Consider the following 20,025-nt stretch of genomic DNA (forward strand, 5'->3'; position numbering starts at 1 on the left):
CCCCCAAGCATAAACAGAGAGAATGCTTCTGCAAACAGTTCTGCTACTGAACCTGCGGCGTAGAGGCTGACAGGACGCCACCATCCATCCTCATAAGCTTGATTTGCAACTCCCTGAATTTCATTGATGCGCTGATAGTACAGATGATGGCCCATTTCATGTGTAACAGTACCAGCTACACTCGGCACAGCAACATACCCAAAATGATGGGTTTCTGCCGCCGCTGCCGCTAGGTCTGAAATAGTCATCAGTTGACTCAGGTGAATGTCGGCGACAAAGTCGTGGTCCTTCTGATTAGCGTCGATTACTTTCCATTGCTCAGCGTTAAGCGCCCACCCGGTAATGTGCACTGTTTGTGTGTCAGAGTAATATGCGCCAGCTGCGGTCACCCTGGTTCCCGGCACCTCACCAAAATAGCTCACCGGCGGCAGCCCGAAGCGGTCAATCACGTCCTGCATTGCGCCAGCGGCGATCCGCGCTGACTCCAGCGTGGTGCCTTCCGGGAAGCGGATTTCATCGGCGATAATACCGCGCATACCCTGCTCAATCTCCGCCACCGACTGCGCGCCGGCCAAAGAAAAGCCGGGAGATTTCCCGGCCTGTTTCGACGCTGACAGCGCTTTGAGTTGGGCCAGCGTCAGCCGCTCGCCCTTGTCGGTGAACATCTCCCCCAGCTGCAGCTCACCGGCGCGATACATCCGGCCCCGTTCGGTGCCCAGCACCTGATCCTGACGTTCCGGAGACTGGCGGGCCAGCCACTCCAGATAGGTGGTGTCTTCCGGCACCTGGCCGTCCATGCTGGCGCGGGCGCCCGGCGACATCTCGTCGCTGTCGATCCCCAGCTGGCGCCAGGATTTAGTGACCAGCGTCTCCGCCGAGCGGCAGCAGAAGTGAATACGGCCCGGCCCCTGCAGGTAGGGGATTTTATGCCCCAGCGGCTTACCGTCCAGCGTGTACTTTTTGCGGTCGCGGATGATGCAGGTGGGCGTGGTGCGGTTATCCAGCGTGGACAACCACTGCTTGCACTCCAGGATATCGCTGTTGGCCTGGGCAAAAGTGTCGCGTGCCACCGCCGCAACGTGGCTCACCGCCGTTTTGGCAATGCTCATGGCGTTGGCCCGGCTCATCTGCAGCGCACCGTCCTGCCGGTTGGCTCCGGCGGTACCGCGCACCTTGCGGGCGATCTGCTCGGTGGTATCGCCGGCCATATAGCCGGTGCGCACCGCGTTCATCACTCGGGTCAGCCGGTCAGCCTCCAGGTTAGCCGCCCACTCCTTCAGCAAGCGCCCCTGAAATGGCCGGGACATCGCCGCGGCATACGCCATATCTGGCGTTACCGCCGCCAGTGGATAATGCCGCAGCACCGCCTCGGGCAGCAGCTCGCTAAACAAATCGCGCTGGTAACCCACCTCATGCGAGGTGAACGCCAGCAGCTCGTCCGAGAGCGTACCGAACGCGCCCTGCACCGCCGTGCTGTTCACCTGGCGCACGCTGTCCAGCAGGCTTTCCAGCCGGGCCACGGTGAAGCTCTCACGCGGCAGGTCTTCCAGCGCCACCAGCAGCCGCGCCGACAGCTCGGCGTCGCTGTCGTTGAGCACTTTCACCATGCGCCTCGCCGCGCCGGTGCCGTAGCGGCTGACAAATAGCGAGTGCGCGATCGCCTCATCACGCAGGCGGTTGTTTACCTTGGTCATTGCTACCGCCGATCAGCGTGGGAGTGGAATTATTCAGCTCGTCGATAACCGATTCCGGATCGGCAGCGGGGTCGATCAGGTCCAGCTTCTGCAGCGCCCTGACCAGATCCGCGCTACGGATAGCCCCGGACTGCCAGGCGTTAACGATGGCGGTGACCATGCCGGACTCGGCCACCTTCGCGATAAACTCCTGGCTGATGGTGTAGGTTGTCGTTTCACCCTTCAGCCCGATGTAGCGGGCGCACCAGGCCAGCACGCGGCTGTAGGCTTCTGACACGTTGGAGGCGCAGATCCCCAGCACCGAGGTGGACGACGTCTGTTCGCCGCTCGACTGCGTAGCGGTCTTCGCCGTGGCGTTCTGTTCAATCAGCCGGGCACCCAGCGCCACCATATAGTCGCGCTTGCTGTCCATTGCCTCTTTCGCCAGCATATTGGGCTGCGCCTGGGCGTAACCGAAGCTACCATCCTTCGGCAGCAGCAGCGGCGATCGGGAACCGAGCTTAACGCCGGCCTTTTCCAGATAGTCGCGCCAGCCCTCGTCCAGGCCGGAAATGTGCGGCTGAACCTGCCCGCAGAACCAGACGCTGTCCTCATAGTCGGCGCTGTTGCGGTAGTGGCCGTGGTTAATTTCGGTCAGCGCCGCAAGTGGTGATTCGTCGATGGACGGATCGTTGTTCTGCGCGCCAACGAAGGTAAACGGGATTTCATTCCAGAACGCCTCCGCCTTGGGCTTTGGCTCATACTCGCTGCTGATCTCGAACGTGCCGCTTTGCGTGTCGCCGCTGCGCCGCCAGACCCGGCACTTAAAGCGCCCCTCTTCCAGCGCCAGCTCACGGTACTGGATCAGCTCTTTAAAGCCGTAGCCGTCCGGCTGTTCGATGCACTCGCGCAGCACCACCAGCACCAGGTGATCGCGGCCGTTAATACGCTCGGTGCGCCAGTTGGTGATCTGCTCGGCCTGATAGCGCAGGATAATTGCCTGCTGGCCATCCTCCGCGAAATCGACGTAGAGACCGTCGCGCGCCACCTCCAGCACGTTCTCGGCCACCAGCTGCGACTGCTGATAAATGCTGGTGCCGGCACCGTCGGCGTTGGTCAGCAGGTAGCTCAGCTTGTCCGGCGCGGTAAACGTCGGATCCTTACGAAACGCCATGCCCAGCATGCCAATCTTGGTATTGCCGGTAATTTCGTAGAACACCGCGCGCGCCAGGTAGTCTTCGTTGCGCCGCTTGTTGCGCGCCGAAGTGTCGGTCGGATCCAGCTTTGGCAGATAAACGTGCCCGGCAGCCCTGACCGCATCCGCACCCCGGCAGAAATCGCGCACCTTTTTCCAGCTGGCGCAGGCCGCTTTGTGCTCCGGTCGCACAAATGTGATGTCGTGGTTTGCCATCAGTAGGTGGTATCCATTGAGATTGAGTAAGCGGGCTTGACGATCGGGTAGTCCTTCACGATGAGATAGCCGCCGGCGTCGTTCGTGTGGTCGTTACCGGCCTTTTTGTCCGGCTCGCCGTTGTCGGCCCACACCTGCTGCTCCAGCGATTCGGTGTAAACCGGGCAGCGCTGCACGTTCACCAGATAGCGGCGTTCGCCCAGCGCATTGCAGAACATGGCGTTCATCGAGTTGATGCGATCCTTCACCGGCGGGTTGGACGGGTTAACCATTACGCTGAACCCGGCCTGTTTGAGCTGCGCGATGTCGGTTTCGCTGGCGTTGTTCGATTTGCGGCTGTCGCCGGAGGCATCCGGATAGATGTAGATCTGGCGGCTGGCAACGTAACGCTCGCCGTCATAGCGCCAGAACTCCTCCTGAATTCTCTTAATCATCGCCGGCGTGTCGTAGACCTTCACCAGCTCACGCACCGCGCGCGGCAGCCCGTTGCGCTTCACGTGGACAATGGCCGCCATCTTGCCGACGTTGAAGTCCATGCCGATAAACAGCGGTTCGCCCGGCTGCTCCTCGTCGCTGCAGTTGTTCAGCCTGCGGTCGAACTGGTGATAAATGGTGCCGCTGGTCAGGTTGGTGAACAGGCCGCGCAGATACGCCTTGATCAGCTCTGGCGGGTAGGAGCCCAGCAGCGAGGGGATATAATCCGGCGGCAGGTTCTTCGCGTTGTCGTAGGTACTGGCCTGCGTCAGGCCGTAAAGCGTTGCCAGCTCCGGCTTATCGCGCACCGCCTTGACGAACTGCTGATAAACGAATTTGAAGCCCTCGGGCGTGGTGGTCACGTCGATGCCGTTGCGCAGACCTGGCACGTTGTAACGCATACGGGCGATGATTTTGCGCCACGCCTGCTGTGCTTTGGCAGCCGGCATCACGTCCAGCTCATCCACCAGCGCGTTACCAATCTTGAAGCCGACAATGGTGGCCGGCTTCTCCATCGAGCGGCAGATGGTGGTGCCGCGGTACACCCGCCCCTCGTAAAAGTGAACCTCTTTGTTGCTCTCGTTGATCTTAACATTCAGGCCCCAGTCGAAGGCCACTTCCTCGACCGTCGGGTAGAAGATGTCGCGGATCTGCGGATAAGTTGGCGCGAAGTAGCCCTGGTTGATGCGGGGGAACTCCCAGAACCCTTTGCAGATACCGCCGCAGCCGACCCAGGTTTTTCCGCTGTTGTGATGAATGGCACCATCGATGGTTACATAGCAATTATTGTCTAATACCTGAAGGTCATAGTAAGGCTCTTCTTCGGTCAGCCGTGTTACACTCAGTATGTTGCAGGTTTCGATTACGGAGTTCGAATATGACGCCTCTTGACCAGAAAATTTGCCAGCTTGCCAGCCCTGAACGGAGCGTGACGGAGGTTGCCAGCCTGGCTGGATGCGACCGCAGCCATGTTTACCGCTGCATTCTTCGCTACGGATTAACGCTGAAACAGCGTCAGAAGCCCGCACCTCGTGAGAGTGCAAAGAACAGGATCCTGTCTCTTGCTGATGGACAGCGCACATCTGCAGAGATTGCTGCGCAGATCGGCTGTTCAGAGAAACACGTTCAAAACATCCTGCGCGTACACAACGCTGAGCGTCTGCCGCGCGGTGCCCGTGAAGGAGAGCTGAATCATGGCTACCGGGGTGGCCGCATTGTTGATCTGGATGGTTATGTACTCGTGTCAGCTCCTGACGGCCATCCACAAGCCCGTGCGACAGGGGTAATTGCAGAGCATCGCCTGGTTGCTGAAAAAAGCATCGGGCGCTATCTGCTACCGACAGAAGTCGTTGACCATATCGACGGGCTTCATCTGCATAATGCCCCAGATAATCTGCGAGTTTTTGATTCGAATGCGGATCACCTGCGTGCAACGATTTCGGGACAGAAGCCAAACTGGTCGCCAGAAGGTTTTGCGAAAATGCAGATACCTTCACAGATTCGTCCAGCGTATCCACGGATCGATAGCTATGGTCAGCGCAGAGAACGCGGTGATGTCCGCTTGCTACAAATTCTCCTTGCTGCGTCACAACTCGGTATAGATTCCCCCTACCTTTTGGGAACGCACCACCACTTAGAGCGAGCTCAAATCGATTATTCTGAGCCGACCAAGATAAAACACGCATTGGTCGGGTTATTTCCCGAATGGGTAAAGGACCATACTCTGTAATGACGAGCGTACTTCCTCGCAGGCAGCCAAAGCCGGCCACGTAAGCCTTAAACTTATGCGGCATCGCCAGAAAGCGCGCCTGCGGAATATTAAGCGTCGGGCTGATCCCCATCGTCTGCCCTCGCGTCTACTGCGTTAATCACTATCTGTACCGGGGTTGGCGGCTGGTCGTTGTTGCTGTCAGCTGCCAGCTCTTTACGCAGCTTCTCGTTCTCCAGCTGGCGCTTCTCAATCTCGATCTGCTGCAGCTTCTGCGTGAATTCGGTGTCGGCCAGGCCGAGCCGCTTCGCCACCGCATCGAACATGCGCTCGCGACTGATGCTGTTGAGCTCGATACCGTTCTTCCCTACCTTCGTGCCGGAATAGGCCAGGCGGGCGATCGGCGGCAGATCTCGCGTGTCCGGAAAGAATGTGCGGCCCAGCCCTTCACCATTGCATCGCGGGCAGTCGGGGTTAGCTGCTTTGGTCGCGTCGTAGCCATAGCCTCCGGCATCGACGGGTTCGCGCTGCTTTCGCTCAACCGCTTCAAGGTGCTTTTCGTCGAACTCGACCATATCGCGCCACTGGTAGTTATGGCCGAAGCCCCAGCAGTACCGGCAGCACCCGCGGCGATACTGCGACAGGTCATTGGCGTCGAACGTGGCGAGCTGCCACATCTGCGCCAGCACCGTGTCGGCCGAGATCAGCACGCGGGACATCTGCGCAGTCTGCTGTTCGGTGATGGCGTCGATAACTGAAGTTTTCTGAAGCAGCTGATAGCCGAGCTGGCTGGCCGATGCCGCGCTGTAGCCGGCCCGGATTGCGGCCTGTGTGGCATTGTTGTCTTTGAGGTATTCCACGACAAAGCGGCGCTGCTGGTCGGTCAGGTTGTCGTTTACGGTGAGCTGTTTTGCGCTGCGCTTTGATTGCGCACTGCGCACTATTTCCTGCGCAGGATTCTGTGCACTTTGCGCAGCAGGTTTTTTGATATAGCGTCGCGCCGAGGCGTAGTTCAGTCCCTGCGCTTCACACCACTCTTTCGGTGATACGCCGGTTGCGGCATTGTCGGACAGGAACCGTTGCTGAAGCGACGCCCAGTCCGGTTTTGCCATATTGGTTTCCACTCATCTAGTTCAGCCTGACACTCAAGTTTTTCTCCCTAATGCCGTTACTTGAAGCATTGATCTATGGAGAACTCTCATGAATGATAAGAAAGATACTTCACATGTATTACATGGTGAATTTATTGGCCACCCATCCACCCCATCAAAGATAAGAAGTGAAATCAGCAAATTACATGCCAACATAGATGCGTATCTTTATGAGGATGAGATCGAGGTCTTAAGCAGCACTCAAAAATACATTACTGAAATTAATAAGGATACCGTCCTTAGCATATCTAGCGTGGCAGAAAAAAATGCGGAAGCTATCGCCAGCATTGGTCGAGCGCATGAATCTAAAGCCTCTGAGTCAATTGAACAGATTGTGCAAATGACCCTGGCAACACAGAAAGCGCTACGACAGGAGTCTAAAGACTCGAAGAATACAGTCTTCAGTGTAGGTACATTGGCAGTTGGCATGATTAGTGGCGCCGGTATCATCGCCTTATACAATAAATTTAAAAAATGAAGAGCATTACCTGCTCCAGCTGAGTGTGATGTGACTGAAAAGCCAGATAACAGTTTCGATAGCAGCCCACCCTGCAACGGTGCTGATGATGCACAAAACAATTACCGCTCCGGTCATTTCACACATTTCAGTCATTACCTTTTCTGTTGAGCTCAATCTCTCTGATGCCAGCCAGCTGGCTATTCGCCTGCTCAATCGTCGTCAGCAGCGGGTCAATCCACAGCACCGCCTGACAGTAAGTCAAGGTGCTGGCGGCAGTGGTGCCAGAACCGGCGCTGTCAGCGATGCCGGGATCAGCACGCATTGCGCTGGCACGTAAACTTTTGACGTATTCGAGCAGCCGGCCAGCAACGCCAGCAGGCACAGCGAGAGCACAGGTTGGCTCAGCCTTGAGGATGGTGCGATATTCAATCTCTTTCTCCTGCTGCCTGCCAGTGAGTGCCACAGCGTATTGCAGCTGGCTGGCGGCTATCTGGTTGAAGCGGTTGAACTGGAGTGACTGTGTGGCAATTACTGCTCCCTGCTGGTCGTTGTCGCGCTGCAGCTGCTCGGTAGCGTTAACCTGTTCGCTGTACTGGCTGTGGTAGTAAACCGCCGCGCCGCCCAGCCCAATCAGCAGCAGCAAAAATACGGCCACCAGGATCAGCGTGCTGTTAGTGGTTTTCATCGGTCCAGCCCCCAGCACGCCAGCTCAGCTTCCTGATCCCGGCGCTCAACCTGTCCGTAGCAACCGCTCGCCTGGCCTTTGGTCAGCCTGCAGTCGCGGCCCTGGTCGTGGACCCACCAGCGCATTGCCTCGCACGCACCTTTGCGGTCACCAGCATTCAGGCGTTTGTAGAACGTTGAGGGTAGGCATTTGCCGGGGCCGATGTTGTACGGGCAGAACGAGGCAATGCCCGCCTTCTGCGGCTCGGTCAGTGGCACTTTGATATTGCGCTCTACCCAGGCCAGCGCTTTACGCTCCTCGATGCCGTTAACCTCGGCGCACTTCTCGGCGGTGAGCCGCATGCCCTTCACCACCGCTTTACCGTCTACGCGGATCACCCCGCGGCAGATAGTCCAGATGCCGGAGCCGTCGAGATAGGCCACCAGCCGGTTGCCCTCTTTCTCGTCCAGAAACCGATCCAGAATCACGGATGCCGGAGCGCCGGCCAGAATAAGGCCGAGCACAGCAGCGCTGATTTTAGCTTTCAGGTTTGCCATTCAAGCCTCGGACTTCGCTACTGCTTCTGAAATGACTTCGACAGCGCTGGGGCGCTCATTAACTGGTTTCTGCTGCACGTCATGGATGTAGTCTTCGATGATCTTCGTGCGGCGCCTTGCCTCCAGCTTTGCCGCCCTGGCGTCCATCCGACTGTTAATGTATGACGCAATCGAGATAACGACACCGATCGCACCAAAAATGAAATAGACCAGGTCCTGCGTCGTCCAGCCAAGGGCAGCCGCAATCGCCGCAAGCCACGCAAAGAACTGGGTAACGACGTTGCCCGGTTGTTGTTCCATTTTCATAGTTCCCACCTCCGGCGCTGCCGTGGTGCTGTGTGTGGGTTAAACGGGGAAGAAAAGGACGCCGCCCGGCCAGACCGTGATGAGTCGAATAGAATGCCTATTCGCCTCATTTAATGAGTCAAATAAGGGGAGTGAAGGAGGTTACCGGGTAGCGTCGAAACGGGATTGCAGAAAGCAAAAAGGCCCCGCGGTTGCGAGGCCTCTGAATTCGTTTATTGTGTGCGGGCATTGAAACCCCACGATGGAATGCATATTCAGCCAAAGTTATGCAAAATGCAACTATTTTCTAGGCATTATTCCGCTTTATCGCGTCACTTTATGGAATTCCGATTCAGCGCAACTCTCTTCAGTCTCGCATTTGGTGATCAGGCTGTCGTAAAACGGCTTCCAGTTACGCGACCAGGCAGATTGTGTCAGGTCCGGTCGCAGCGCGCGGATCGCCCTGAATGCCACGCTGGCCGGCTGCCGCTTAAACCCAAGACCGCCGCAGCGGTCGCAGTCCTTCTCCACCGGCGCGCCCTGCAGCTTCGAGCGTTTCAGATCCCGAACCTTCCCGGTACCGCCGCAGCGGCAGCGCGCTGACAACTTTCCTTTGCCGTGACATGTCACGCACTGATTTTCCACCAGCTGAAGCTGAAAGGTCGGCGGCGTCTCCCCACAGCCCGGATGCGTCATCACGTTGGCCAGCGTATTGGTTACGCCCCTGCCCCTGCAGTCCGGGCACTCGCTGGTATCAGCAGCAGAGCGCGCGTAATCGTCATAGGCGAACTTAGCCAGCACAACCAGACACTGGCTCAACTTTTTCCCTGCGGCCTTTCTGAGGAGCGTTGGCGCGGTTTTACGTGCATAGCCGAGCAGGTACTTAACCGCTTTATCCCGATCCTGCTGGCTGATGCCTGCTTTTCCCAGATAGCAGCTCATCCCAAAGGCGGCTTTCGCCTGGCACATACCGATGGCGGCCATCACGTCGGTCCCGTTCAGGCTGTCTGAGCCGGTTGCGCGGGGGCTGTCGGTGATCATCTGGCTTTTTGGGCTGAAGTGTTTCAATGCTGATTCGACTCTCACTGGATTTTCCCCTCTGGTCTGTTCTGGTTATCTGGTACTGCAAGGCGGCCGGCGGCCGGGCGCTACACGTCGATCAGCACCCTGAGCGTGCGTGAGCTGTGCGGCACTCTCGATACGGCCCCTTTCTTCAGCAGCGCCTGCACGTGCGTCTCGGCGGCGTTGCCGGACTTCCAGCCGAAATGGCCGGCAATCTCCAGCCTGCTTGGCGCGTAGCCGTTGTCTGCGGCGAACTGGCGGATAAAGCGGCATACCTGTTTTTGTAGCTCGGTCAGCTCTGACATTTTCCCTCCCCTGCGGCTAACTCAGCCGGTGCTGCAATTTCGGCGATCCGGATGCTGCCCGACTCACCCCATATTTTTGATACCCGGACATCCCACACGCCGCTATCGTCGGCAAACAGGGCATCCATCAGGGCTTTCATCAGGTTGTCCACGTCCGGCTTCTGCTGATGCGGCTGCCCGGCGCTGGCGGTGCGCTTCTTTTTGCTCCAGCTGGGCGGCATGGGCAGTACGAAGGTCACGTGGCTGCCGCTGACCGGCAGCTGCAGGCGCTTAAGGCGCACCTCGTCGCAGAACGCGCGGTAACGCAGGACCGCCGGCCGTTTGGCCCAGCGGTCCCGCTGAGTTTGTCGGGGTTTCGATACAGGGCAGATGTCATACACCAGCATCAGCGCGCTCCCCGTCATCCGGCAGCGTGACGCCCAGCCATTCGCAGGCACGGCGCACATCCGCAGCAGGCAGAACGCGCTGGCCGTTATCCAGCACCATCACGGTTACGATCAGGCCGGGTGCCAGCTCAATCTCGTTCTGCGCGATCACGGTCGGTAAGTTGTCCTGCGTCATCAAAAATCTCTCTGTTGGCGTCCACCGGCTGACGCTTTCTCGGAGCAGATGCGCCGCGCCTCTTCCTGGTGGGTGTCGTGGAAGTGGCCGTTACGGAACTCCTGGTAGACGGTGCCCAGGGTGCCGAAGCGGTTCTTGGTAACGATGATCTCGGCGAAGCGGGCCGCCGGGCTGTTCTCGTTGTAGACGGCATCGCGGTACAGCATGATGATGCTGTCGGCGTCCTGCTCGATGCTGCCACCGTCACGCAGATCCGCATTCACCGGGCGCTTGTTCGGGCGCTTCTCCACCTCGCGCGACAGCTGGCTGAGCGACAGCACCGGCGTTTTCAGCTCCTTCGCCATCGTTTTCAGGCCGCCGGAGATAACGGCGATCGCCAGGTCGTTGCGCTCGGCGCGAGGCTTTTTGATCAGCCCGAGGTAGTCGACCAGAATCAGCGACAGGCCGGGGAACTGGCGCTTATGGCGCTCGGCGATAGCGCGGATCTGCTCAATCGTCAGGTTGGCTGCGTCCACCATCCAGACGTCGAGGCCCATCAGGCGGCGGATGCCCATCGAGATCCGGCCCCAGTCCTCATCCCCCATGCGCGACGGTTTGCGCAGGCTGGATACCGGCATGTTGGCCGCGCCGGCTATCTGGCGCTCGATCACCTGCTGGTTACTCATTTCCATAGTGAAAATCAGCACGCCGCGGCGAACTTTGTGATCGCCCATTACGCGCTCACTCGAGGCAACGCCCTCGGCCACCTTCAGGGCAAACTCGGTTTTACCCATGCCGGGCCGGGCGGCCACCACCACAAAATCCTCGTCGTTCATGCCGCCGGTGATCTCGTCCAGTTCGGCGATCCCTGTTTTCAGCGTGTCGGACTCTTCACCGTTGGTTACCCGGCGCTCCAGCACCCCGGCGTAGGAGTCCAGCAGCGTGTCGATGTGTACCGGCATCACCTCGTCACCCGGGCGGCCCAGCGCCAGCACCTGGCTGGTGAACGCCTGGATGCTGTCCATCGCCTGCTCCTGGGTGTTCGCTTTGGTGATCGAGTCATAACTGCCTTCCATCAGCTGCACAAAGCTGCGCACCACAAACTTCTCGTTCAGACGGGCCGCATAGCCTTTCAGGTTGGCCGCGCTGGGCGTGCTCTTCACGGTTTCCATGACGTCAGCAAAGATACCGGGCTCATTGCCCATCGCTTCCGCCACCAGCAGCGCGTCGATCATCTTGCGCTGGATGGCCTGCCGCTTAATCTCGCTGTACAGCTGCGCGTAGAACGGCTGGGTGAATGCGGCCGGATCCAGCGTGTTCAGCACGTCACTGGCGTCTGGCGTCAGACCGGCGTGCAGCAGCGCGCCGATCACGCTGGCTTCGAGATACAGATCAGTCATAGCGATCCCTCGCGGAGGTTACGAAGAGTTTCAGGTTTCATCAGGTAGTCGAAGCCAGCTTTCCAGCCGGACGGACTCTCACCGAAGTAATACGGGCGCGCCTCTGCACGGAACGCCTGGAAATACGCCCGGAAAGCATCGACGGTTTTTTTGTTCAGGTGGGCCAGCAACTCGCGAATGGCGATTTCCCGATCCGCATCCAGCTCCGCCTGCGGCAGCGCGTCGCCCAGCACCTCGTTGTAAGCCTGCACCACGGAGCCGCAGTCGATCTCCACGTAGCTGGCCAGCCAGGCGCTGGCGTCCGCCAGGTAACCATCGAATCGGCCAACCCGGCAGATGTTGGCCGGCTTAGCCACGGTGCCATTGCGACGCTTCCAGGTGAGAACCACCCAGCGCACCACCAGCTGCAGGTCGTCCACGGTGTAGGCAGCACGGGCGGAACGTGGTGTGAGCAGAACGGCAAAGGCTTCTGCAGAGCGGCAGGTGGTCCCTGTGAGCTCGTTGTAATACGCCAGAACCTGTTTTGCCTGTGAGATTACCTCCTCCGAAAATTCCCCCTTGGGGGCTTTAGGGGGATCTGTATTTATTGTCTTTTGAATAGTGTCTTTTGTGTGTCCCTGTTTTGGTGACAACCCTGTCACGGTTTTGGTGACAATTTTTGTCACTGCTTTGGTGACAAAGTCACTGTTTTGGTGACACTCGGGAATTTGCCAGTCTGAAAGGGCCTTATTTGGCCCAATCAGAGACCCTTCTCGCACCAGAACACGCATGGCGATCAGCTCGTTTTTAGCCTTGTTCACCTTCTGCCGTGGCAGGCGTGTAAGCTCTGAAATCTGGCTGTCAGAAACCCGGTCCAGCTTTTTGTTGAAGCCGTACGTTTTGCGGCAAACAGCGTGCGCCACCTTCGCCTGGTTGCGGGTCAGATTAGCGCCTATCAGCTCCTCATACAGTTCATTTGCCAGCCGGGTGTACCCGTCATCGGTATCGGCCACGCGCTGCTCCTCGCGCTCCTGGTGAGCGCGGAATTGGATGATCTCGGCTGTGTTACTCATGACCTTCCCTCCTGAGCCTGTCCTTCTGGAGGATCTCGCGCAGGAGTTCAGCCAGCCGTGGGGATGATGACCGGGCTAACTGCTCCCGGATCATGTCTTTATGTACAGTGTTTTCTGGTTGCGCTTTACGGCGTTTCTGTCGCATAATTGACCTCGCTTTACCAAAGCAATGCAGTATCCGGCTGTTCAGTCCTACCTGTTCAGCCTTCACTTTTCCCTTCGTACTTCCGAAAATACTTCTCGAAATACCACTTCGGCACGCAGCACGGATGCGGGTAATCTGGCCGCATGAAAATAACTCTGCGTTCCTGGCGATCGTAACTGGTGACGCGAACAACAACGCCACGGCGATCCCGGTATGGCTGGTCTGTTTCAACGAATCGTTCGTCATCCACCAGTACCTCCGTTACGCAGGTGATCGAGCATGGCTATCAGCCCCTTAGCTAACTCAGCCGTTTCTTCACCGCGGAACAGCACCATGCCTTCAGGTCGCTGAAAATCGATGGCAGCCAGCAGCTGGCTGGCCTTCTCCACCAGTCCGCCCTTACTCTGCCAGCGGCTGACGCGGGATTTATCCACGCCGATCTCCTTCGCCACTGCCGTCACTCCGCGTTCAGCGATCCGCACGATAATTTCATTTTCGATTTCGCGTGCGATGTTGCGTGACGTTGCGCTTGATTCCATTGATAATTTCCTTTTTGTTCGTTTTGATATGTTGTTGTGGTCCGCTCACACCGCTCTTAATCTTTCTGGTGCTTGAGGATCGGGAACGGTCGAATCTCTTCAGCTTCAACTTTGCCGTCGGGCAATCGAGTGATGAAAATTTTCCGGCCAACACGTACTGCTTTACTGATTGCCGTCTGATGAACGCCGATCGCATCAGCTGCATGCGCCTGGCCGTTCTCTCTGACGTAATCACCAAGAGGGATTTTTTCCATCGGTCGTCTCCAGTTGTTAGATGGCAGCAATAATACCCTAAGTATTAAATAACACAATACTTGCGGTATTTCATATTTTAATAACTCAGGTATTAGAATCCGGACATGGAAAAGAAAAAGTCACTGACGCCTGAGCAGCTTGAAGACGCGCAACGCCTTCAAGCCCTCTACAAGGCAAAGAAAAAAGCTATTGGTGTAACCCAACAGCAGATCGCGGATGAACTGAATATTACCCAGGGTGCGGTAGGCCACTATCTCAACGGTCGAAATGCTCTGAATGTGCCGGTGGCCTCTGCATTTGCGAAAATTCTTCAGGTAGCCATTAGCGACTTCAGCCCCTCTATAGCTAAAGAGATCGCGGGTTTTGCATCGTCAGCTGATTCAAACGTCTCCTACGTGGGCGAATACAAGAAGGGAGCGCGGTATCCGTTGATCAGCTGGGTTAGTGCAGGAGCGTGGTCTGAGGCTGTTGAGCCTTACACACTCGAAGAGATTAATGAGTGGTTTGAATCAGATGCCCATGTTCAGGGTGAGGCATTCTGGCTTAGAGTGAGTGGTGACTCCATGACCTCACCTGTAGGGCTCAGTATTCCCGAAGGGATGCTGATCCTGGTTGATACAGGTCGGGAACCGAAGAACGGCAGCCTCGTTGTTGCAAAACTTACCGATGCTAACGAAGCTACCTTCAAAAAGTATGTGGTCGATGAGGGGTTAGGGCAGAAATATCTGCAACCGCTAAACCCATCCCATCAGCAGCGGATCAAAATCAATGGGAACTGCCGAGTAATCGGCGTTGCAGTTCAAACCATGATGCTTTTAGTTTAAGCAACCACAACTCCAGAACCGGCCGCTGAGCCGGTTTTTTTGTGTCTTTTTTCTCAAAAGGTCACATTTCAACCAATACCGCACAAAACTAAATATCTCCAGATTTCAGCAATTTAATATGATTGATATTATTTTTAATACTTAGAGTATTGCTTTGTATTAATACCGCAAGTATTGTTTTAGGCATCAGCACGACGCAGCCCACCGCAGAACGCTGACCCGCTCTTTAACAATACGAATATCAGTCACCGCGCTGGCGGCCGAGAGGCCCAAACTCAGCACCCTGGCGCTCCCTGACCTCATGGGGTTAAGGCACCCCAGGCATGCAGCGGACAGCGTGGTGATTAAGTTTTCTTTGAGCTGCGATAGCGCAGCGTCAAAGCAAATTAACGACATATCGCTGCAAAAATGAGGAATTATCGTGGATAAAGCATACGAAGAATATTTCGACAGTCTGGAAAAAGGTGAAGAGGTTCTGAGCTTCAAGGAGTTCTGCACAGCCTTAGCATCGGCACCAGCGAAGTAAGCCTCACCAGGGCAAGCCCGGAGAACCGCAGCAGCGCATTGGGCTTAAAAGTAAAGGCGGCACGACGCCGGGCATCACCCCGGCACACAACGGAAAGAGCGCTGCGCCGGATATGTGGCCAGCACCTGTGTAACTCCCCCTGGCGGCAAGGTAGTGAGGTCGCAAAGGCGACGTTATGGGCAACGCGGCGCAAGGTGGTCAAATGCAGCGCTCTCCCCGTTGTGGAGGTAGTTAAATTGTCAGGAGCTTACCTGGCTGCAGTCATAAGGCCTAAAACAAGCGCTGGCGAGCAGGCACGCCTGCTGTCTCTGCAATCCCATCCATTGCTGTGTGTAGTCTGTTCGCCCCCGCCTCGGGGGCTTTTTTTCGCCCTTTTCACGGAGGTGATCATGCAACCCTACCCCAAATTAACCAGGCAGCGCCTGGCCGAACTACCGCCGGGCACGCCGATCAGGATCGGTGTTCTGCTGGTCACCTTCTCCGGTTACGCCATCCGCCCGAACTACAAAGGTGAGGATGAGGCCTTTGTCGATTACACCCTGCCGGACGGCAGCTCTGGTTCGCACATGGAGTACACGCTGCTGGAGTCCGGTACCGAACACCTCCACTCGGTGAAATGCGCATATTGCGGCCGATTCCGCCACCCGGAAGACACCCACAAACGCCCGATTACCTACTGGAATCGCACGGAGCACGATGATTTCTGTACCGACAGGGGGTGCGCTGCACTCTGCCAGCAGACGGTGCACCGGCCGTCCAGTAACCGCCAGAAATTACGCCGGAGGATCTACCCATGAGTTCGCTCTACAAATCACAGTTCATTCACCGGCTGACCGGTGCTGACTTCCACCCGCGGCGCCGCGTCTGGCTGCTGCCGCTGATCGGCGTGCTGACCGTATTCGTGGGGATGTGTATCGGATGGAAATAACGCTGATCCCCACGTCGCTGCAGATCCACGAATGGATGCAGGAGGCCGCGCACGACGCAATCCTGCAGATCTGCCAGCAGAACCAGATCGGCCCCGCCGAGCTGCACCAACTCGCCCACCAGCTGGCACAGCGCGAAGCTGTCGCCGACTCACTGACGGAAGGACAACATGACCATTTTGCGTGTAATTGATACCGAAACCACCAGCCTCGAAGGTGGCGTGTGTGAAATCGCCAGCGTCGACATCATCGACGGCGTTATCTGCAACCCGATGAGCGACTACGTGAAGCCGCCGGAGCCGATCAGCATTGCTGCTATGGCGCGCCACCACATCACCGAAGCTGACGTGGCCGACGCCCCGCCGATTGATGCGGTGATTGACCGCTACCTTGGCGCTGACGTCTACGTGGCGCACAACGCCCGGTTCGACCGTAGCAAGCTGCCGCAGATTACCGCACCGTGGCTCTGCACCATGAAGCTCTCCCGCAAGCTCTGGCCGGAGCTGGAGAGCCACGGTAACCAGTTCATGCGTTACCACCTCGGCGTTAACGCCAATGTGCCGGAGGGGCTGCACGCCCACCGCGCACTGTATGACTGCTACGTTACGGCAGCGGTGCTGATCGAGATTAACCGCCACGCCCGGTTCACCATCGCGCAGATGCGGGAAATCAGCGCCCTCCCTTCGCTGCTGCATACCATGCGTTTCGGCAAGCATAAGGGCAAAACGTTTGAGTGGATCGGCGGTACCGACGCCGGTTATCTGAAATGGGCACTGGCGAACATGGAGCTGGATGAGGATCAGAAGTTCACCATGCAGCACTACCTGCAGCGCGCGGAGGAATGATATGGGCATCCCGGTACTTATCCTGGGTGAATCAGGCTCCGGTAAGTCGGCCAGCATGATGAAACTCAACCCTGACGAGGGCTTTCTCGTTAACCCCGAAAATAAGCGTCTGCCGTTCAAATCTAAGGGCTGGCAGCCGCGCGATTTTACCGCTAGGACAGGAAACGTCTTTCATACAGACCTGGCCGCTGACCTCGTGACGATTATCAATTTTGCCCGCCGCGCAGGTAAGAAGTACGTCGTTATCGACGATTTTCAGTACGTGATGGGTAACTCTTTCATGCGGCGGCGCAGTGAAAAATCTTTCGAAAAATTCACGGAGATCGGCGGCGGCGCGTGGGATGTGGTGAAAGCCGCACAGCACGCGGAAGACGACCTGATCGTTTACTTCCTGGCTCACACGGAAGAAACCGCCGCCGGTCGCATCAAGATGAAGACCATCGGCAAGATGCTGGACGAAAAGATCACCGTTGAGGGCATGTTCACCATCGCCCTGCGCACCCAGGTCACCGACGGCCGCTACCAGTTCACCACGCAGTCAGATGGCACCGACCCGGTTAAATCGCCGATCGGGCTGTTTGAGAGCTTCCAGATAGACAACGACCTGAACGCCGTCGACGCGGCGATCCGGGATTACTACGAACTGAATTAAGGAGTCACACCACCATGCAACCACTCTTCACGTTTAACCAGGATGAAGCCAAAAAAGCGGGGCCCTCCGGTGCTTCCGAGTCAGGCGCGTACACCGGCATTATACGTACTGCCCTTTTCACCACTTCCCGTGACGCTAACTCGAAATCAGAGTCAATGGAGTTCTCACTGGATGCTGACGTGGGCCCGATTAACTTCCTGCGCGTGTCCTATGTCGGCCGCGACGGTAATCCTCTGCAGGGCGGCAACGCCATGATTCAGGCCATTATGGGGCTGACCGGAGTCAAAGCCCTGCACGCCACGGAGCAGGTGAACAGCCAGAACGAAACGGAATACCACTGTAAGGAGCTGGAAGGTAAGCCGATCGGGTTCGTGCTGCAGAAAGTGCTCTACACCAAAAATAACGGCTCCGACGGGTACCGCTTCGAGATCCGCCAGGCGTTCGGAACGAAAACTCGCAAGACCTACAAAGAGGGCATTGAGGGTCTGCCCGCTGAGACGGTCGATAAGCTGGTTGAAACGCTCAGCGACAAAGACGAGCGACAGCAGGCTGGCTGTGGTCCTGCTGGTGGCCCGGCTGGCAATCAGCAGCGTTCAATGCTGGGCGGCCAGCAGAATCAGCAGCAGCCGCAGTCGAACCTGCATCGCGCTGCCTCTGGCGGCCGCAACCAGCAGCAGCCCCCGGTGCAGGACTTCGACGACGACATCCCGTTTTGATGCCGGGGACACAGCCCCGACCGTAAGTTTCTGGAGCATCTATGACACTTCCAAATGACGCCGCCCTGCTGGCCGCTGAGACCGAGCGCAGCGGCGATTTTGCCGAAGCCGCTCACTAGTGGCTGCAGGCGGCCCGGCAATCCGCCGGACAAAACATCAAATGGTGCCAGCGCCGCGCAGTGTTCTGCGCCGGTGTTGCGCGCCGGGCAGCAATTAAGGATCCGCAATGACCTGGATTAACACCCTTTCCGGCCAGCATTTTCGCTTTACCGATACCGACCCGGCCACCATCAGCATCGAGGATATCGCCGCGGCGCTGTCCAATCTGTGCCGCTTCACCGGCCACCTGGAGCAGTTCTACAGCGTGGCGCAGCATTCGGTTCACGTCAGCCTGCTGGTGCCGCGTGAATTCGCGCTGGAAGCCCTGCTGCACGATGCGGCGGAGGCTTACTGCGGCGATGTCAGTTCGCCCCTCAAAGCGCTACTGCCGGACTACCGGGCGGTTGAGCACCGCATCGATCAGTTGATCCGCGATAAGTTCGGTCTGCCGGCCGCAATGTCCACGCCGGTGAAATACGCCGACCTGATTATGCTGGCTACCGAGCGCCGCGACTTCGATATGGACGACGGCACACCGTGGCCGGTGCTCGAAGGCATCCCCTGCGCTGACTTTCTCGTTGCCCCATTCACCCCGCGCCAAGCACGTGTGCTGTTCCTGCAGCGTTTCTATGAGATAAAGGGAGGCATCAATGTGTGAGATCATCCGCTTTGTCCGTGATGTAACCAGCCACAAGCTGAGCGTTATCCGTGATGATGGCCTCTATCGTCACCTGCGTTTTTCACGCCAGAATACCCGCGCCTACAGCTTCGATATCGTCACCTGGCCGGGTTATCTGACCGTCACCGGCGATATGGGCACGTGGACGTTCAGTCGTATCACCGACATGTTCGAATTCTTTACCGATAAGCATTTTGGTGTGCGTGACAGCTTCCAGATCAACCCCGGCTACTGGTCTGAAAAATTCGAAGCTGGCACAGGCGGCGGGCGCTATGACACCCCCTGCTATGAGTTTGATGGAAGAGCGTTCGACAAAGGGTTGCAGGAGTGGCTGGCCAGCTATCTTGAAGGCTGCGATGACGAGGAGGACGCAGAAACCGCTAAAGAGGTTGTTCGCGAGCTGACCGGCAACGGATTCCGGCGGGAAAGCGATGCTTACCATGCGCTGAACGATGCCTATTTCCCCCATAACGTGAGTTCTTACGACATTTCTGAGGGCATGGGTTCGAACATGACCCACAGCCACCACTACCTGTGGATCTGCTACGCCATCGTATGGGGCATTGAGCGCTACAACAACCAAAAACTGGTAGCACGGGCAATGGATACCTTTTTGGCGTTCCTGCCGGCGCATGCTGCTGTACGTGAGGCCCTCAAACCATGACCACCCTCACCTTCGTTTACCTTATTCTGGCCTCCCCGGTGCGCGACGGCAGCGCCTGGAACGTAACGCAAATGCCGTCTATGGCCGTCTGCCAGCAGGTGCTGGCGGATGTTCGCTCGCACACCGGCAGTTGGAGCGGCGATTCCCCTCGCGCGCCGGCGGGCTCTTACTGCAAAGAGGTGAAACAGTGAAAAATCTGATTGAGCAGTTCAGCCGGCAACAGCTGGAGCTGATGATTACCACCGATCACGCCCAGTGTGGTGACGTGGCCGCGCTGGCCCGCATCGCGCTGGAGCTGCAGGACGCACCCAGCAAGATCCACCAGATACGCAAGCTTGGCGACAGTGGATGACATCATAGTAGGGGTATAAACGGTTAAATCTTCATAATACTTTTCCCCTGCTGCAGTCGTT

Annotated in this window: 27 protein-coding genes and 2 pseudogenes; 13 read left to right on the forward strand and 16 right to left on the reverse strand. The window is 57.5% G+C overall.

What is annotated here, in order from left to right; all coding sequences use genetic code 11:
• Positions 1 to 620: 620 nt before the first annotated feature.
• From ASF13_RS24880 to ASF13_RS04830, 3 genes and pseudogenes are all read right to left on the reverse strand, one after another.
• Positions 621 to 1,694, reverse strand: a pseudogene (locus ASF13_RS24880) (phage minor head protein); the annotation flags it as partial.
• On the reverse strand, positions 1,666 to 3,084 hold the full coding sequence (locus tag ASF13_RS04825; RefSeq protein ID WP_056233143.1) for a DUF4055 domain-containing protein: 1,419 nt from the start codon (positions 3,082 to 3,084) through the stop codon (positions 1,666 to 1,668). The pseudogene ASF13_RS24880 and the gene ASF13_RS04825, both read right to left, overlap by 29 nt.
• Positions 3,084 to 4,304, reverse strand: a pseudogene (locus tag ASF13_RS04830) (terminase large subunit domain-containing protein); the annotation flags it as partial. The gene ASF13_RS04825 and the pseudogene ASF13_RS04830, both read right to left, overlap by 1 nt.
• Before the next feature lie 131 nt (positions 4,305 to 4,435).
• Here ASF13_RS04830 and ASF13_RS24885 point away from each other — a divergent pair.
• Positions 4,436 to 5,287, forward strand: a complete 852-nt coding sequence (locus ASF13_RS24885) for an HNH endonuclease (protein WP_082502295.1) — start codon at positions 4,436 to 4,438, stop codon at positions 5,285 to 5,287.
• Between the two features lie 89 nt (positions 5,288 to 5,376).
• On the opposite strand, the gene ASF13_RS04840 is transcribed toward ASF13_RS24885, so the two are convergent.
• On the reverse strand, positions 5,377 to 6,378 hold the full coding sequence (locus tag ASF13_RS04840; protein ID WP_056233147.1) for a terminase small subunit: 1,002 nt from the start codon (positions 6,376 to 6,378) through the stop codon (positions 5,377 to 5,379).
• Between the two features lie 88 nt (positions 6,379 to 6,466).
• On the opposite strand from ASF13_RS04840, the gene ASF13_RS04845 reads away from it, so the two are divergent.
• On the forward strand, positions 6,467 to 6,895 hold the full coding sequence (locus ASF13_RS04845; protein ID WP_056233148.1) for a hypothetical protein: 429 nt from the start codon (positions 6,467 to 6,469) through the stop codon (positions 6,893 to 6,895).
• A gap of 127 nt (positions 6,896 to 7,022) precedes the next feature.
• Here ASF13_RS04845 and ASF13_RS04850 read toward each other — a convergent pair whose 3' ends face one another.
• From ASF13_RS04850 to ASF13_RS04905, 12 genes are all read right to left on the reverse strand, one after another.
• Complete coding sequence (locus tag ASF13_RS04850; RefSeq protein WP_056233150.1) at positions 7,023 to 7,562, reverse strand: DUF2570 domain-containing protein; 540 nt, start codon at positions 7,560 to 7,562, stop codon at positions 7,023 to 7,025.
• Positions 7,559 to 8,098 (reverse strand): lysozyme, encoded by a 540-nt coding sequence (locus tag ASF13_RS04855; RefSeq protein WP_056233152.1) that lies wholly within the window; start codon positions 8,096 to 8,098, stop codon positions 7,559 to 7,561. Before ASF13_RS04855 ends, ASF13_RS04850 begins: the two co-directional genes overlap by 4 nt.
• Entirely contained in the window at positions 8,099 to 8,404 is a 306-nt protein-coding gene (locus ASF13_RS04860; RefSeq protein WP_056233154.1) for a hypothetical protein, read from the reverse strand. It lies immediately after the preceding gene.
• 303 nt (positions 8,405 to 8,707) lie between these two features.
• Positions 8,708 to 9,469: an antitermination protein gene (locus tag ASF13_RS04865; protein ID WP_056233156.1), complete on the reverse strand. Its 762-nt coding sequence runs from the start codon at positions 9,467 to 9,469 to the stop codon at positions 8,708 to 8,710.
• Between the two features lie 62 nt (positions 9,470 to 9,531).
• Positions 9,532 to 9,750, reverse strand: a complete 219-nt coding sequence (locus ASF13_RS04870) for a hypothetical protein (protein WP_056233158.1) — start codon at positions 9,748 to 9,750, stop codon at positions 9,532 to 9,534.
• Positions 9,738 to 10,136: a RusA family crossover junction endodeoxyribonuclease gene (locus ASF13_RS04875; RefSeq protein WP_056233160.1), complete on the reverse strand. Its 399-nt coding sequence runs from the start codon at positions 10,134 to 10,136 to the stop codon at positions 9,738 to 9,740. Before ASF13_RS04875 ends, ASF13_RS04870 begins: the two co-directional genes overlap by 13 nt.
• The gene (locus tag ASF13_RS04880; protein WP_056233162.1) at positions 10,123 to 10,311 is read right to left on the reverse strand and encodes a hypothetical protein; all 189 of its coding nucleotides are present in this window, start codon (positions 10,309 to 10,311) and stop codon (positions 10,123 to 10,125) included. The genes ASF13_RS04875 and ASF13_RS04880 overlap by 14 nt, the downstream gene beginning before the upstream one ends.
• Complete coding sequence (locus ASF13_RS04885) at positions 10,311 to 11,690, reverse strand: replicative DNA helicase (protein WP_056233164.1); 1,380 nt, start codon at positions 11,688 to 11,690, stop codon at positions 10,311 to 10,313. Before ASF13_RS04885 ends, ASF13_RS04880 begins: the two co-directional genes overlap by 1 nt.
• Positions 11,687 to 12,742, reverse strand: a complete 1,056-nt coding sequence (locus ASF13_RS04890) for a replication protein (RefSeq protein WP_056233166.1) — start codon at positions 12,740 to 12,742, stop codon at positions 11,687 to 11,689. The genes ASF13_RS04885 and ASF13_RS04890 overlap by 4 nt, the downstream gene beginning before the upstream one ends.
• Before the next feature lie 200 nt (positions 12,743 to 12,942).
• On the reverse strand, positions 12,943 to 13,137 hold the full coding sequence (locus ASF13_RS23265; RefSeq protein WP_072166285.1) for a DUF4222 domain-containing protein: 195 nt from the start codon (positions 13,135 to 13,137) through the stop codon (positions 12,943 to 12,945).
• Entirely contained in the window at positions 13,130 to 13,426 is a 297-nt protein-coding gene (locus ASF13_RS04900) for a CII family transcriptional regulator (protein WP_056233170.1), read from the reverse strand. The genes ASF13_RS23265 and ASF13_RS04900 overlap by 8 nt, the downstream gene beginning before the upstream one ends.
• Before the next feature lie 56 nt (positions 13,427 to 13,482).
• Entirely contained in the window at positions 13,483 to 13,680 is a 198-nt protein-coding gene (locus tag ASF13_RS04905) for a Cro/CI family transcriptional regulator (RefSeq protein ID WP_056233173.1), read from the reverse strand.
• Between the two features lie 105 nt (positions 13,681 to 13,785).
• On the opposite strand from ASF13_RS04905, the gene ASF13_RS04910 reads away from it, so the two are divergent.
• The 11 genes from ASF13_RS04910 (at position 13,786) to ASF13_RS24210 (ending at position 19,964) form a co-directional block, all read left to right on the forward strand.
• A complete protein-coding gene (locus tag ASF13_RS04910; RefSeq protein WP_056233174.1) occupies positions 13,786 to 14,505 on the forward strand; it encodes a LexA family transcriptional regulator in 720 nt (239 codons plus the stop codon).
• Between the two features lie 915 nt (positions 14,506 to 15,420).
• Complete coding sequence (locus ASF13_RS04915; RefSeq protein WP_056233177.1) at positions 15,421 to 15,828, forward strand: hypothetical protein; 408 nt, start codon at positions 15,421 to 15,423, stop codon at positions 15,826 to 15,828.
• Positions 15,825 to 15,959 (forward strand): hypothetical protein, encoded by a 135-nt coding sequence (locus tag ASF13_RS25145; protein ID WP_255354409.1) that lies wholly within the window; start codon positions 15,825 to 15,827, stop codon positions 15,957 to 15,959. Before ASF13_RS04915 ends, ASF13_RS25145 begins: the two co-directional genes overlap by 4 nt.
• A complete protein-coding gene (locus tag ASF13_RS04920) occupies positions 15,950 to 16,150 on the forward strand; it encodes a hypothetical protein (RefSeq protein WP_056233179.1) in 201 nt (66 codons plus the stop codon). The genes ASF13_RS25145 and ASF13_RS04920 overlap by 10 nt, the downstream gene beginning before the upstream one ends.
• A complete protein-coding gene (gene exoX / locus ASF13_RS04925; RefSeq protein ID WP_082502286.1) occupies positions 16,128 to 16,802 on the forward strand; it encodes an exodeoxyribonuclease X in 675 nt (224 codons plus the stop codon). Before ASF13_RS04920 ends, exoX begins: the two co-directional genes overlap by 23 nt.
• Position 16,803: 1 nt before the next feature.
• Complete coding sequence (locus ASF13_RS04930; protein WP_056233181.1) at positions 16,804 to 17,454, forward strand: ATP-binding protein; 651 nt, start codon at positions 16,804 to 16,806, stop codon at positions 17,452 to 17,454.
• A gap of 14 nt (positions 17,455 to 17,468) precedes the next feature.
• Complete coding sequence (locus ASF13_RS04935) at positions 17,469 to 18,170, forward strand: hypothetical protein (RefSeq protein WP_056233182.1); 702 nt, start codon at positions 17,469 to 17,471, stop codon at positions 18,168 to 18,170.
• A 226-nt stretch (positions 18,171 to 18,396) separates the two neighbouring features.
• The gene (locus ASF13_RS04940) at positions 18,397 to 18,927 is read left to right on the forward strand and encodes a hypothetical protein (protein WP_056233184.1); all 531 of its coding nucleotides are present in this window, start codon (positions 18,397 to 18,399) and stop codon (positions 18,925 to 18,927) included.
• Positions 18,920 to 19,612 (forward strand): hypothetical protein, encoded by a 693-nt coding sequence (locus ASF13_RS04945; RefSeq protein WP_056233186.1) that lies wholly within the window; start codon positions 18,920 to 18,922, stop codon positions 19,610 to 19,612. The genes ASF13_RS04940 and ASF13_RS04945 overlap by 8 nt, the downstream gene beginning before the upstream one ends.
• Entirely contained in the window at positions 19,609 to 19,803 is a 195-nt protein-coding gene (locus tag ASF13_RS04950; RefSeq protein WP_056233189.1) for a hypothetical protein, read from the forward strand. Before ASF13_RS04945 ends, ASF13_RS04950 begins: the two co-directional genes overlap by 4 nt.
• The gene (locus tag ASF13_RS24210) at positions 19,800 to 19,964 is read left to right on the forward strand and encodes a hypothetical protein (protein WP_156365553.1); all 165 of its coding nucleotides are present in this window, start codon (positions 19,800 to 19,802) and stop codon (positions 19,962 to 19,964) included. The genes ASF13_RS04950 and ASF13_RS24210 overlap by 4 nt, the downstream gene beginning before the upstream one ends.
• The last annotated feature ends 61 nt before the right edge of the window (positions 19,965 to 20,025 follow it).

This window comes from Erwinia sp. Leaf53 (assembly GCF_001422605.1).
Lineage (GTDB): Bacteria > Pseudomonadota > Gammaproteobacteria > Enterobacterales > Enterobacteriaceae > Erwinia.

What these genes read in the sequence shown, in the direction of transcription:
- ASF13_RS04825 (WP_056233143.1), bottom strand. Translation starts at nt 3,084, where the DNA reads ATGGCAAACCACGACATCACATTTGTGCGACCGGAGCACAAAGCGGCC.
- ASF13_RS24885 (WP_082502295.1), top strand. Translation starts at nt 4,436, where the DNA reads ATGACGCCTCTTGACCAGAAAATTTGCCAGCTTGCCAGCCCTGAACGG.
- ASF13_RS04840 (WP_056233147.1), bottom strand. Translation starts at nt 6,378, where the DNA reads ATGGCAAAACCGGACTGGGCGTCGCTTCAGCAACGGTTCCTGTCCGAC.
- ASF13_RS04845 (WP_056233148.1), top strand. Translation starts at nt 6,467, where the DNA reads ATGAATGATAAGAAAGATACTTCACATGTATTACATGGTGAATTTATT.
- ASF13_RS04850 (WP_056233150.1), bottom strand. Translation starts at nt 7,562, where the DNA reads ATGAAAACCACTAACAGCACGCTGATCCTGGTGGCCGTATTTTTGCTG.
- ASF13_RS04855 (WP_056233152.1), bottom strand. Translation starts at nt 8,098, where the DNA reads ATGGCAAACCTGAAAGCTAAAATCAGCGCTGCTGTGCTCGGCCTTATT.
- ASF13_RS04860 (WP_056233154.1), bottom strand. Translation starts at nt 8,404, where the DNA reads ATGAAAATGGAACAACAACCGGGCAACGTCGTTACCCAGTTCTTTGCG.
- ASF13_RS04870 (WP_056233158.1), bottom strand. Translation starts at nt 9,750, where the DNA reads ATGTCAGAGCTGACCGAGCTACAAAAACAGGTATGCCGCTTTATCCGC.
- ASF13_RS04875 (WP_056233160.1), bottom strand. Translation starts at nt 10,136, where the DNA reads ATGCTGGTGTATGACATCTGCCCTGTATCGAAACCCCGACAAACTCAG.
- ASF13_RS04880 (WP_056233162.1), bottom strand. Translation starts at nt 10,311, where the DNA reads ATGACGCAGGACAACTTACCGACCGTGATCGCGCAGAACGAGATTGAG.
- ASF13_RS04885 (WP_056233164.1), bottom strand. Translation starts at nt 11,690, where the DNA reads ATGACTGATCTGTATCTCGAAGCCAGCGTGATCGGCGCGCTGCTGCAC.
- ASF13_RS04890 (WP_056233166.1), bottom strand. Translation starts at nt 12,742, where the DNA reads ATGAGTAACACAGCCGAGATCATCCAATTCCGCGCTCACCAGGAGCGC.
- ASF13_RS04900 (WP_056233170.1), bottom strand. Translation starts at nt 13,426, where the DNA reads ATGGAATCAAGCGCAACGTCACGCAACATCGCACGCGAAATCGAAAAT.
- ASF13_RS04905 (WP_056233173.1), bottom strand. Translation starts at nt 13,680, where the DNA reads ATGGAAAAAATCCCTCTTGGTGATTACGTCAGAGAGAACGGCCAGGCG.
- ASF13_RS04910 (WP_056233174.1), top strand. Translation starts at nt 13,786, where the DNA reads ATGGAAAAGAAAAAGTCACTGACGCCTGAGCAGCTTGAAGACGCGCAA.
- ASF13_RS04915 (WP_056233177.1), top strand. Translation starts at nt 15,421, where the DNA reads ATGCAACCCTACCCCAAATTAACCAGGCAGCGCCTGGCCGAACTACCG.
- ASF13_RS25145 (WP_255354409.1), top strand. Translation starts at nt 15,825, where the DNA reads ATGAGTTCGCTCTACAAATCACAGTTCATTCACCGGCTGACCGGTGCT.
- ASF13_RS04920 (WP_056233179.1), top strand. Translation starts at nt 15,950, where the DNA reads ATGGAAATAACGCTGATCCCCACGTCGCTGCAGATCCACGAATGGATG.
- exoX (WP_082502286.1), top strand. Translation starts at nt 16,128, where the DNA reads ATGACCATTTTGCGTGTAATTGATACCGAAACCACCAGCCTCGAAGGT.
- ASF13_RS04930 (WP_056233181.1), top strand. Translation starts at nt 16,804, where the DNA reads ATGGGCATCCCGGTACTTATCCTGGGTGAATCAGGCTCCGGTAAGTCG.
- ASF13_RS04935 (WP_056233182.1), top strand. Translation starts at nt 17,469, where the DNA reads ATGCAACCACTCTTCACGTTTAACCAGGATGAAGCCAAAAAAGCGGGG.
- ASF13_RS04940 (WP_056233184.1), top strand. Translation starts at nt 18,397, where the DNA reads ATGACCTGGATTAACACCCTTTCCGGCCAGCATTTTCGCTTTACCGAT.
- ASF13_RS04945 (WP_056233186.1), top strand. Translation starts at nt 18,920, where the DNA reads ATGTGTGAGATCATCCGCTTTGTCCGTGATGTAACCAGCCACAAGCTG.
- ASF13_RS04950 (WP_056233189.1), top strand. Translation starts at nt 19,609, where the DNA reads ATGACCACCCTCACCTTCGTTTACCTTATTCTGGCCTCCCCGGTGCGC.